The following is a 12246-nucleotide window of genomic DNA, read 5'->3' as shown; positions in this document are numbered from 1 at the left end:
TGGTTATAATCGGCGGATTTACGCAGCGTGCTTAGGCACATCAGAGCGGGTCATTAGCTCAGTTGGTAGAGCAGTGGACTTTTAATCCATTGGTCGATGGTTCAAGTCCATCATGACCCACCATTCTGGTTTATTCAATTTCAGTTTACCTGACTCCCAGTTAGTAAATTCATATCGCTTCATATAAAAAGCAAAAAACACTTACATAATCATCGTCAAGCTAAATATAATTGCGTTAATCAAATTGCTTTGCTCACCATTACTGTTATTTAGTTTTATATTCTCGTATAATCCGCCCCATAATTGCACTGTAGATTAAGTGGTCGAGAAATGAATTTAGCTCAAACTATTATGCCTGAAGGTTATATCTTTCCTCCTAAACCAGCTCCATTGAATAATGATGAGCAGGCGCAATACAAAGCACGTATCAAACAATTATTGATTGATAAAAATGCCGTATTGGTTGCCCATTATTATACTGATCCTGAAATTCAAGCGCTTGCAGAAGAAACCGGTGGTTGTGTTGCTGATTCGCTAGAAATGGCTCGCTTTGGTGCTAAGCACGATGCCGACATGATTATCGTTGCTGGTGTACGTTTTATGGGTGAAACAGCAAAAATACTGACACCGAATAAAACCGTGGTTATGCCAACACTAGAAGCAACCTGTTCGCTTGATATTGGTTGCCCAATTGATGAGTTCTCTGCGTTTTGTGATCAGCACCCTGATCGTAAAGTAGTTGTATACGCAAATACATCAACTGCCGTTAAAGCTCGCGCTGATTGGATTGTTACCTCATCGTGTGCCCTTGAGATTGTTGAGCACCTAGATGAAATGGGTGAAAAAATCATTTGGGGCCCAGATAAACATTTAGGTGCATATATTCAAAAGAATACTGGCGCTGATATGATCATGTGGAATGGCGCATGTATCGTGCATGACGAATTTAAAACCAAAGCGTTAAAAGACATGAAAGCGCTGTACCCTGATGCTGGCGTTTTGGTTCATCCAGAATCACCAGCAGAGATTGTAGCGTTAGCTGATGCAGTAGGTTCAACCAGTCAATTGATCAAAGCGGCACAAACGATGAACAATCAAAAGTTTATTGTAGCTACAGATCGCGGTATTTTTTATAAAATGCAGCAGTTATGCCCAGATAAAGAATTTGTTGCCGCACCAACTGCTGGTGAAGGCGCAACATGCAAGAGTTGTGCGCACTGCCCGTGGATGGCAATGAACGGCCTCAAAGCGATTGAGGAAGCGTTATTAGATGCAACTGGCAAAGAAGTGTTTGTAGATATGGACCTTCGTGAAGGCGCACTCAAGTCGCTTAATCGTATGCTCGATTTCTCAGCGTCACTCCAACGCTAAACTAGGCTATAAAGATAAGGCCGCTGGTATTGCTATCAGCGGCCTTTTTTGTTTGTTTACTAGGCAGTTAACAGGCAAAAGGGAAAAACACCTTGCACCGCCGCGCGCTATTTCATACTATTACGCCGCGTTACCAAATGGTAACCTGCGGAGGGATGGCTGAGTGGCTGAAGGCGCACGCCTGGAAAGTGTGTTTAGGTTAATCCCTAACGAGGGTTCGAATCCCTCTTCCTCCGCCATTATTCAATATTAGGACGCCTCATGGCGTCCTTTTTTGTTTGTGGTATTCAGGCAATAAGTGGTCTTATACTTTATTAGTTTTTACTTTCCTTAATCCCTTTCAATACTACTTATTAATCTTATACGCATTTCTGGCATAGACTGGTGAATATTGGATAGATTGTTGAAGTGGCTAATTGCAACCGAAATTGTTATGTTACATGTAACATTAAAAATAAATTATCTGTAATGAAAAAAAGTAAACGTTCCTCTTTGCAGGATATAGCCGATGCTGTAGGTATGACTAAAATGACGGTAAGTCGTTATTTAAAAAGTCCTACGAAAGTATCTGAGGCTACGCGCAGTAAAATCAGTGCAGCGATTGATTTACTTGGTTATATACCTAATAAAGCCCCCGATTTATTGTCAAATGCGAAAAGCTTTTCTATTGGTGTGCTGGTTCCATCATTGACTAACCAAGTGTTTGCGCAAGTGATCCGAGGAATTGAAGAAATAACTGAACCGGCAGGTTATCAAACCATGCTCGCGCATTATGGTTATAGCCCAGAGATTGAAGAGAAAAGGGTGGAGTATTTATTGTCTTATCATGTCGATGGATTGATATTATCTGAGACAATTCACACCGAACGAACACGGCAAATGATAAAAATGGCAGGTATTCCAGTTGTTGAAATAATGGATATTAACCATCCACCCATTCAGTATTCAATTGGCTTTGATAATATTAAAGCGGCCTTTGATATGACCTGCGCTCTTATAGATAAAGGCTATAAACATATTGTTTATTTAGGTGCCAGGCTCGATATGAGAACCAAACTGAAACTGCAAGGTTATACCGCTGCGATGACTAAAAGGGGATTGACGCCACAAAGTATCATGACAGATAAACCATCGTCGTATAGTTTAGGTGCCAAGCTTATAGTGAAAACACTCAAGGATTACCCTGATACAGACTGTGTTTTTTGTACCAATGATGACTTGGCGATTGGTGCGATTTTCGAGTGTCAAAAAAGTAATATAGCAGTACCAGAGCAAATGGCTATTGTTGGCTTTCATGGTCACGATGTCGGTCAATCTATGGTGCCGCAACTTGCCAGTGTAATAACGCCACGTCAACGGATTGGTAATCTTGCTGGTGAAACGTTACTAAGTGCGATTGATAACAAGCTTGATATTATAGCTAAAGACCGGGTTTTTGATGTGGGTTATAAAATTAATTTAGGCGAAAGTGCTTAGTATTAAAAAATGCTCAAGCGAATATAGCTTGAGCATTTAGTCGCTATAGAAACAGCGAGATCAATATTGCGACTATCGCGCCACATGTACCAATAATTGTTTCCATCACGGTCCACGTTTTAAGAGTTTGCATTTCAGTTAGACCAAGATAGCGACTTGCCAGCCAAAACCCCGAGTCATTAACATGAGAAAGCACGATAGAGCCACCACCTATCGCAATCGTAATTGCAGCAAGTTGCGCGCCACTGAGCCCAAGAGGCGCTAACATTGGGGTAATTAAGCCACATGCTGTTAGCATAGCAACGGTTGCAGAACCTTGAATTACTCTAACTGCCGCGGATAAAATAAACGCTAAAATAACAATGGGTAAACCTGAACCTGCAAGATAATTACCCAATGCATCACCGACACCAGAATCAATTAATACTTGTTTGAACACACCACCAGCACCGGTTACAAGAATAATGACTCCCGCGGGTTGCAGCGCACTACCGCAGATCTCCATTATTCGGCTATTAGGCACACCTCGTCTGGCACCCAGAAGATAAAAAGCCATTAAGCAAGCGGTTAAAATGGCAGTAAAAGGATGACCAATAAATGCAAGCCAATGTGCGATGTTCGAGTCGTTTTGCACAAACCGACCACCTAGTGTGTTTAAGCTGATCATAAACAAAGGTAGGGCAATTAAACCAAGGGCAAGAGCGAAGCTAGGAGTGCCTTTACCTTCTCTTATTTCGTTCTCTGTTTGAGCATGAGCGGGCAGTTCAACATGAATAGATTTTGAGATAAACGCTCCCCAGATAGGGCCGCCAAGTAGCATCGCGGGAATACCTGCAAGTAAGCCAAACAAAATCATATAGCCATAGTCAGCCCCTAATTCAGAAGCCACTAAAATAGGGCCCGGCGCGGGAATTAAAAATGCTTGGCAAGATGCTATTCCTGCTAGTAAACCAATGCCAATTTTAATTACACTGCCGCCGCCTTTTCTGACCACCGCAAAAACAATCCCAATTAAAAGCACCACAGCAACATCAAAAAATAATGGTAAAGCACAAATGAAACCAGTAAAAGTCAGTGCCCAATTGGCATTTTTATCACCAAACCTGTGTAAAAGAGTATGTGCAATGCGATCCAGTGCACCCGTTTCTTCCATAACCTTGCCAAACATAGCACCTAAGGCAACCACTACAGCTACAAAGCCGAGTGTGCCAGCCATGCCTTTTTCAATTGTTTTTGTGATCATTTCAGGGCTCATACCTGAGCACAATCCTGCGATCATCGAGACTAATATCAAAGATACAACGGCATGAAGCCTTACTTTCATTACGAGAAAAAGTAATAAAAAGATAGAGCCTACTGCAGTTAAAATTAAAGATAAATCTGACATATACTTCCTACTAATACGATCTTAATCATTTTTCGGTTAATTTTGTTTAACTTCACATAATCAATTGTTACGGGTAACATACTACCTGTAACTTAAAATAATAAATACATTGAACAGCAATGAATTTAAAATTAAATAGAGGTTAATTAAGTGAGCCAAAAAAAAACTGGGCGTATATTTATTATTATGGGCGTATCAAGCACTGGCAAATCAAGTGTTGGCTCAGCATTAGCAAAAAAAATGAACGTTAAGTTTATTGATGGTGATGACCTGCATCCAAAAGCAAATATATTAAAAATGTCTGCTGGGGAGCCACTTAATGATAATGATAGAACGCCGTGGTTAGAAAGAATTCGTGATGCTGCTTTTAGTATTGAAAAGAAAAATGAAGTCGCAGTGATAGTATGCTCTTCCTTGAAGCAAAAATACCGTCAGCAAATATGTGATGGCAATGTGGGAATTACGTTTTTACACCTTCATGGTGAGTTTGAACTAGTGAAAAAAAGAATGCAGGATAGAACCGGCCACTTTATGCCAGTTGAATTGTTAAAAAGCCAATTTGATACGCTTGAAATGCCGGATGAAAACAATGTTATTACTATCGATATAGACCAACCATTTGCAGACGTAGTTGAAAGTTGTTTTAAAGCGACCTTGAAATAAACTATAAAGTGCTTCTTTCAGAGGATGTGTGAGTAATAAAAGTCGCAGGAAACCAAGTAACCTGCGACTGATACATATTCAATTAGTAACGCTTTTTAGGTGCTTTTAGTTGTGAATCAAATTCATCAGGAAATAAAATTGTGCCGTCGTCTTCTTCAGTTGGAAAAACGGCGATAAGTAAGTCATCTTGTTCAAGACCGGGTGTCCATCGGGTTGTCCAATCTTTCAATGGAATTGCTTTAGCTGTGCAATTTCCCCACTCACCGGTCGCCCATGCCTCGGCATAAATACGTTCAGGCCATACCGGTACACAATCATCATCTTCGTTGGCGAGCATAACACAGCCATCGTCGTCATTTAATATCCACACTTGTTTGAACTCTTGGACGGTCTCAAACATAAAAGCCAATCTTTTTTTGGCTCCTAAATTTAAGATTGTCTCGAATTTTTCAGATGCGGTTGCAGTTGCATTACTCATTAATAGACTCTCTCTAGAATGGCTTAGGTATAGTATATTGACTAATATGACAAAATGTCGATTAGTTAAAAATTAATTACACATTGCGTGGTATAAATCGTCGGCGAGTTGGCTTAGATCTTGTTCGCAGCGGTTAGTCAGTGCATAGGTTCTCAAGCCGTAAAGGCCCATTGCTAAAAAACGAGCTAGATGCTCAGCTGTGCGTGTGTTTGGGATTTCACCTGCTTTTATCGCGCGCTCAAATTGTTCGGCGAGGGCGTTTTCGTAGGCATTTAAATTTGTCATCAGTACGTGGCTGATCTGTGGATCTTGCCCTTCAACTTCACTAATACTTTTAGTCAGTAAACATACTTTCATCGCATCACCACTGATGCACTCGTTGACTATTGAGTCTAAGTATTGGCGTAGGCTTGGTAAAACGGGTTTATGTTGACAAAAAAGTGCCGTAAATTGCTGATTTCGATCAGCCTGGTATTGCTCAATAGCGGCTAAAAAAATACCTTTTTTATTACCAAATGCTGCATATAAAGATCCCGGATGAAGCGCTGTAACTTGCGTTAATTTTTGCATACTCGTTTTAGCATAACCGTGTTGCATAAAAGCCAGCATTGCTTGGCGAAGTACAAATTCACGGTCAAATTCGGCTATTCTCATAGGGCGCTCTGTTGCATTCTATTTGACTTATAAGGTGTATGTGGGGTTAGTTTACTTAATCTTGAACAAATATTCAAAAATAGACTTGAATGTTTTATTGTTCGCCCTTATCTTGAATGTACACTCAAGATAAGGATTGATAAGAATGACCACTGATCTACTGCAACCGTTTAAGCTTAATGACACGATTGAATTACAAAACCGTATACTTATGGCACCGCTAACGCGTTGTATGGCTGACGATAACTTAGTGCCAACCCAAGCGATGGTTGATTACTACGCACGCCGTGCTGAAGCCGGTTTAATAATTAGTGAAGCCACGATTATTCGCCCTGATGCGCAAGGTTACCCGAATACGCCAGGTTTATTTACCAGCGCACAAATTCAAGGCTGGAAAAAAGTAACCGATGCTGTGCATGAGCAGGGCGGTAAAATGTTTGCACAACTTTGGCATGTTGGTCGGGTTGCACATCCACACTTTTTTGATGGCGACGTTTTAGCCCCATCTGCGATTGGTGTTGAAGGCTCTGTACCACGTATGCGTGAGCTTACTTATATTACCCCAAAAGCAGCAACCACTGCCGATATTAAGTCATTAATTGCAGATTATGCAAAGGCTGCAGAGAATGCACTTGAAGCTGGGTTTGATGGCGTTGAGATCCATGGTGCGAATGGTTACTTAATCGATCAGTTTTTACATTATGCAGCCAATGAGCGTGATGATGAATACGGGCAAACTCCAGAGAATATGTCGCGTTTTGCACTTGAAGTTGTTGATGCGGTAATTAACGTCATCGGCGCAGATAAAACTGGGCTACGTTTATCTCCTGGTGCTTACTTTAATATGAGCGAAGATAGCCGCGATAAAGCGGTATTTGATTACCTCTTAAACGAGTTGAATAGCCGAGCACTCGCTTACTTACATGGCGGTATTTTTGACGATAGCATGCGCTTTGCAAGCCTTGCAGATAAAACGACGTCAGAATATTTACGTGCGGCTTATTCAGGTACTTTAGTGGGTGTTGGTAGCTATGATTTTGACACGGCTAAAGCTGCGATTAACGCCAATAAGTTTGATTTAATTGCTATTGGTCGCCCGTTTATTGCAAACCCAGATTACATCAGTAAAATCAAAAATGCTGAAGAAGTGGTTCCGTATAGTGATGAAATGCTGGCTGAACTAATTTAAACGTAATTTATTTTAGTCACTAAACCACCTACGCCCGTAGGTGGTTGCATTAACGCCATGCATGTTGATTGCAAACTCGTTTTAGGTATTTATTTGCGATTAGCAATATTGCTTTTTAATCGTTACTAATACTGTGAAAAATACTCTTTCGTATTGATTTAACTCCCTCTCTATTTCCTACAAATATTACCGCGATAGACTGTTATTTAAATTATAATATCTTTATATGTTAATTGGTTAAGCTGCATTGTTGCCATAAATAATCAATATTTTTGTCACTGTTACGTCAATTTTTTCGAGCTTTTTTGTCATATATTCCCTCCATACTTTGCCCGTATACAAAACAATAATTGCAAATGGGACAACAATGCGTACTTTTACTAAAAGATCGACTTTAAGCTTAGCAATCGCTTTAGCGTTTTCAACTAATAGCTTTGCAAATACCAATGAAATAGAAGAAGTCACGGTAGTGGCAAAACCAACGAGCTTTGCAAATAGTGTGATTGAGCAATCAATGATTGAACAGCAGAGTTCGGTATCAAGTGTATTATCGGTGATGGATAACCTACCGGGAATTAGTATTAACGAAGGTGATGCATTTGGTGGTGATGATTGGTCTACCACTATTACGATGCGCGGCTTTAGTATCGATGGTAATCAACAGCAGTTAGGTATGACGGTTGATGGTATTCCAAACGGCGGCTCTAATTATGGCGGTGGTGCAAAAGCTAATCGCTACCTAGACAGCGAAAACTTAGCCACAGTTGAAGTGGGCCAAGGTACCTCAGATATCGCCTCGGCATCACTTGAAGCGCTCGGTGGTACGTTTAATTTTGTAAGTAAAGATCCTAGCCTTGAGCGAGGAACTACATTTGCTTACACCAATGGTGACCATGATGCGACTCGTTATTATTTTAAGCATGAAACTGGCACTCTCTTTGATAACACGCAAGCTTATGTGAGTTATTCACAAACCAATACTAGCCGCTGGATAGGTGATGGCAGTAATGGCGGTAAAGATAATCAACATGCTGAGGCTAAATTTGTATCTAACTTTAATGCGCTGACTGTAACAGGGCGTTTATCGTATGATGATGTAAGTGAGACTAACTATAACAGTGTGAGCTTGCAGCAATTTGCGCAAACACCAAATTGGGATCAACTAACTTGGAATTGGACTGGCGTGCCACACTTTGACCAAATGTTTGCAGAAGGTTGGGGTACATTGCGTGAAAATGCGTTAGGTTACGTAAAGTTTGAATATGCAATCTCACCTTCATCATTATTAACAATCAGCCCTTATTACCATAAAAACTCAGGGCGTGGTGATTGGATCCCACCTTATTTAACATCACCTGTCGACAAAGACGGTAATCCAACAACCGAAGGCGGCACAAATGCTGGCTCATATGGTTTTGCAGATAGCCAAGGTAAGCCATTAACGCCTAACGCAAATTGTACGGATACACTCAGTTGGCCATGGGATTCAGGCACAGGGTTGAATCCGGCGTGTTACCCAGATTCGGCAATACCGGTAATGTCATATCGCCATACACACTATGACAAGGACCGTTTAGGTTTAACCGCCGATTATAAATTAACCTTAGGGATGCACGATATTGAAGCAGGTATTTGGCTTGAGCAAACTGATCGTGACGAATCTCGTGATTGGCATAAAGTTATTGACGCTCGCGTGTATCATCACTTTGATAGCACCCCATACTGGACGCAATATAAAAATACTTTTGAAACAGATACCTTTAAGTGGTACGTACAAGATTCTATCAGCCTAGGCGATTTTACAGTTAATCTTGGCGCTAAACAGTATTTAGTTGAATTACAAAAATACGATCATTTTGCAGATCTACGCTCTGATAAAATAAACAGTGATTCAGATGTGTTATTTAGTGCAGGTGCTTTGTACCAGCTAACTAGCAGTACTGAGTTATTTGCCAGTTTTAGTGAAAATTTCTCAGCAATTAAAGATGGTGTGCTGGAGCGTGATAGTTCTACACTCACAGAAATTGAACCAGAAACAGCTGAAAATATCGACTTTGGTGTACGTTATAAAGCAGACCGCTTGAGCCTAACTGCGACCGCTTATTCTATTGCCTTTGATAACCGTATCACCTTTATCGCACCTGGCAGTGATACCGGCGGGATTGATTATACGATAGGTACAAATGGCTCTTACATCAATGTAGGTGGTATTGACTCGCAAGGTATTGAACTATCAGCAAGTTATATGCTTACAAATGAATGGAATATTTATACTTCATATACTAATAACAGCTCTGAATACGCATCGCACGATCCAAGTGCCTACGATGCCGATGGTGTTATCCTCAAAGATGAAGACGGAAAAGCGCTACCGCCAAGCTTTAAAAAAGGCGATGACGTAATCGATTCACCAAGCGATATGTTTGTGCTTTCGACCGATTATTACAGTGGCGACTTCCGCTTTGGTATATCCGCTAAATATACCGGTGAACGCTTAGGTGCATTTTTAGATGAGCAAACTCGTACACGTAATAAAGTTGATGGTTATACCGTGCTTGATATCAATGCCGGTTATGCTGCAGACGTCAATGCCGGCCCATTTAAATCAATCGATATTGCCTTTGCTGTCACTAACGTAACAGATAAACAGTATTTAGCGGGTGGGACAGGTAATGGCAGCACTTATTTTATTGGTGCACCACGAACTGCAGCACTTACATTTACTGCTAATTTTTAAGCCCTAATTATAAAAATAATAACCAAAACCCATCCTTGTTGATGGGTTTTTATTGATAGGAATACTATGAAAGCAATAGCTAAACTGGCCGTAATAGGCTGTACATTAATGGTAAGTCATATTGTCAAAGCCAGTGATAATGTCGTGCTTGTGACGCTTGATGGTGTGCGCTGGCAAGAGGTATTTAACGGCGCCGATCAAAAATTGTTAGCAAATCCCGATTTTGTTAAACAGCCAGAGCAATTGAAACAACAGTTTTGGCGCGATGACAAACACGCCCGACAAGCTCAGTTAATGCCATTTATTAGCAATACGATTGCTCAACACGGTGTGTTAATTGGCGATAGAGAGAATGGTTCAACAATGTCGGTGAGTAACCCGTGGTATTTTTCATACCCAGGCTACAGTGAGATCTTAACTGGCAGTGTTGATGAGGCAATTAACAGTAATGATAAAACGCCAAATCCAAATAAAACTATTTTAGAGCGATTAGAGCAACGCGCTGACTATAAAAATAAAACCGCCTTATTTGGTAGTTGGGATGTATTTCCGTTTATTGTTAATACCAAACGCAGCGACGTATATGTAAATGCGGGTTTTATGCCAATTGAGGCAGACTTATTTGCCGATGCGCCACTATTAAATGCTTTACAACAGGAGATCCCAAGTCCTTGGCATAATGTGCGTTTAGACAGTTTTACATATCGTTTTGCCAAAGCTTATATGCTGGCAAAAAAGCCTAAGTTATTAGTGATCAGCTTAGGTGAAACCGATGATTTTGCCCATGATGGTCATTACGATCACTATTTGCAGTCGGCTAAACAAAGTGACGCTTTTATCAAAGATTTATGGCAAACCATTCAGACTACACCTGGCTATAAAAATAACACAACGCTTATTATCACCACGGATCATGGCCGTGGCAGTAACGCTAATGATTGGCAGCATCATAGTTCAAAACAAGCAATGGCAAAATCGGAGCAAGGTCGTAAAGCTTTTCCTGAGGGAATTATTGGCTCTGAGCATATTTGGTTAGCTGCAATTGGCCCAGATATTAAACCGCAAGGTTTATTAAAAACAACAACAGAGCTCAAACAAGCACAAGTTGCGGCAACGATTTTAACCGTACTTGGCGAAAACCCTAAGCAGCTTAATCCCGCTATGGCGGATGCAATTGATGAGATTTTAAAATGAAGCATTTAATTAAAGCGGCCGCATTGGTAAGCATTGTTGCGAGTTTTTCAGTATTAAGTACACCGCAAAAACTAACGCCGCAAAAAATACTGTTTGGCTCATGTGGGCATCAAGATAAAGATATTCCGATTTTTGACGCGATCAATAAAGAGCAGGCAGATTTGTTTATCTTTTTGGGTGATAACATCTACGGCGACACCAACGATATGCGCGTACTTGCCGATAAATATCAGCGCTTAGGCGCTAAGCCTGGCTTTAAAACGTTAAAAGCACAGACTCCCCTTATTGCCATGTGGGATGATCATGATTTTGGCCAAAATGATGCAGGTAAAGAGTACCCACATAAAGAACAGTCTCGGGAAATTATGCTCGACTTTTGGCAAGAGCCAACGGGTTCAGTGCGTCGCACACGTGCTGATGGGATTTATACCTCGTATATGTATGGCGAAGGTGAGCACACGATACAAGTGATCATGCCTGATCTGCGTTGGAACCGCGATGCACTTAACCACGTTAGTGAAACACAATACAAGACTGAGCGTAAAGCGAATAATCAAGGGCCTTATAGCCCAAGTAAAGTAAAAGGCGCATCGATGTTAGGTGAAGCGCAGTGGCAATGGCTTGCACAAGAGCTTAAAAAGCCTGCTGCAATTAAACTGATTGCTTCGAGCTTACAGTTACTGCCTGACTTTACCGGCTGGGAGTCGTGGGCTAATTTTCCGGAGGATAGAAACCGTTTATTTGCGTTAATTAAAAAACACAAAGTAAACGGCGTGGTAATTATCAGTGGTGACACACATTGGGGTGAGATATCAAGGTATGAACAAAACCTTGATTATCCACTGATTGAAATGACCAGCTCAGGCCTTACTGAAAAATGGAAAAACGTCAGTCCTAATAAACACCGCGTGGGGAAGTTCACACATGACGTTAATTACGGTGATTTAAGCATTGATTGGCAACAAACAGATCCAGCTATTTCACTCCAGCTAAAAGGCATTGATGGCGATGTGATCATGCAAAGCCAATTTAGCTTATCAAGTATTAGCCCATATAAATAATGACTCCCTCAGAAAATAAAACGCACAGTAGCTATA

10 protein-coding genes and 2 tRNA genes are annotated in these 12246 nt (G+C 40.9%); 9 read left to right on the top strand and 3 right to left on the bottom strand.

Annotation, left to right across the window (positions count from 1 at the left end; genetic code table 11):
- Window positions 1-47: 47 nt before the first annotated feature.
- From PSR9079_RS17165 to gntR, 4 genes are all read left to right on the top strand, one after another.
- A tRNA-Lys gene (locus PSR9079_RS17165) sits at window positions 48-123 on the top strand.
- 207 nt (window positions 124-330) lie between these two features.
- Window positions 331-1371, top strand: a complete 1041-nt coding sequence (nadA, locus tag PSR9079_RS17160) for a quinolinate synthase NadA (RefSeq protein WP_149982565.1) — start codon at window positions 331-333, stop codon at window positions 1369-1371.
- 149 nt (window positions 1372-1520) lie between these two features.
- A tRNA-Ser gene (locus tag PSR9079_RS17155) sits at window positions 1521-1610 on the top strand.
- 229 nt (window positions 1611-1839) lie between these two features.
- Complete coding sequence (gntR, locus tag PSR9079_RS17150; protein ID WP_149982564.1) at window positions 1840-2847, top strand: gluconate operon transcriptional repressor GntR; 1008 nt, start codon at window positions 1840-1842, stop codon at window positions 2845-2847.
- A gap of 43 nt (window positions 2848-2890) precedes the next feature.
- Here the strand turns inward: gntR and gntU are convergent, their stop codons facing one another.
- Window positions 2891-4234 (bottom strand): gluconate transporter, encoded by a 1344-nt coding sequence (gntU, locus tag PSR9079_RS17145; protein WP_149982563.1) that lies wholly within the window; start codon window positions 4232-4234, stop codon window positions 2891-2893.
- Between the two features lie 186 nt (window positions 4235-4420).
- Between gntU and PSR9079_RS17140 the strand changes: the two genes are divergently transcribed.
- Window positions 4421-4897, top strand: a complete 477-nt coding sequence (locus PSR9079_RS17140; protein ID WP_149982572.1) for a gluconokinase — start codon at window positions 4421-4423, stop codon at window positions 4895-4897.
- Window positions 4898-4979: 82 nt separating this feature from the next.
- On the opposite strand, the gene PSR9079_RS17135 is transcribed toward PSR9079_RS17140, so the two are convergent.
- Together PSR9079_RS17135 and PSR9079_RS17130 are read right to left on the bottom strand one after the other, a co-directional pair.
- On the bottom strand, window positions 4980-5375 hold the full coding sequence (locus tag PSR9079_RS17135; protein ID WP_149982562.1) for a DUF2750 domain-containing protein: 396 nt from the start codon (window positions 5373-5375) through the stop codon (window positions 4980-4982).
- Between the two features lie 72 nt (window positions 5376-5447).
- Window positions 5448-6029, bottom strand: coding sequence for a TetR/AcrR family transcriptional regulator (locus PSR9079_RS17130; RefSeq protein ID WP_149982561.1), 582 nt, complete (start codon window positions 6027-6029; stop codon window positions 5448-5450).
- Window positions 6030-6174: 145 nt separating this feature from the next.
- Between PSR9079_RS17130 and PSR9079_RS17125 the strand changes: the two genes are divergently transcribed.
- From PSR9079_RS17125 to PSR9079_RS17110, 4 genes are all read left to right on the top strand, one after another.
- A complete protein-coding gene (locus PSR9079_RS17125; RefSeq protein ID WP_149982560.1) occupies window positions 6175-7218 on the top strand; it encodes an alkene reductase in 1044 nt (347 codons plus the stop codon).
- A gap of 367 nt (window positions 7219-7585) precedes the next feature.
- Window positions 7586-9955: a TonB-dependent receptor domain-containing protein gene (locus tag PSR9079_RS17120; protein ID WP_149982559.1), complete on the top strand. Its 2370-nt coding sequence runs from the start codon at window positions 7586-7588 to the stop codon at window positions 9953-9955.
- A 66-nt stretch (window positions 9956-10021) separates the two neighbouring features.
- Window positions 10022-11149, top strand: coding sequence for an alkaline phosphatase family protein (locus PSR9079_RS17115; protein WP_149982558.1), 1128 nt, complete (start codon window positions 10022-10024; stop codon window positions 11147-11149).
- Window positions 11146-12210: an alkaline phosphatase D family protein gene (locus PSR9079_RS17110; protein WP_149982557.1), complete on the top strand. Its 1065-nt coding sequence runs from the start codon at window positions 11146-11148 to the stop codon at window positions 12208-12210. Before PSR9079_RS17115 ends, PSR9079_RS17110 begins: the two co-directional genes overlap by 4 nt.
- Window positions 12211-12246: the final 36 nt, after the last annotated feature.

The sequence above is a fragment of the Pseudoalteromonas rhizosphaerae genome (assembly GCF_902498845.1).
Classification (GTDB): domain Bacteria; phylum Pseudomonadota; class Gammaproteobacteria; order Enterobacterales; family Alteromonadaceae; genus Pseudoalteromonas; species Pseudoalteromonas rhizosphaerae.
This window is presented reverse-complemented; position numbering and strand designations above follow the sequence as displayed.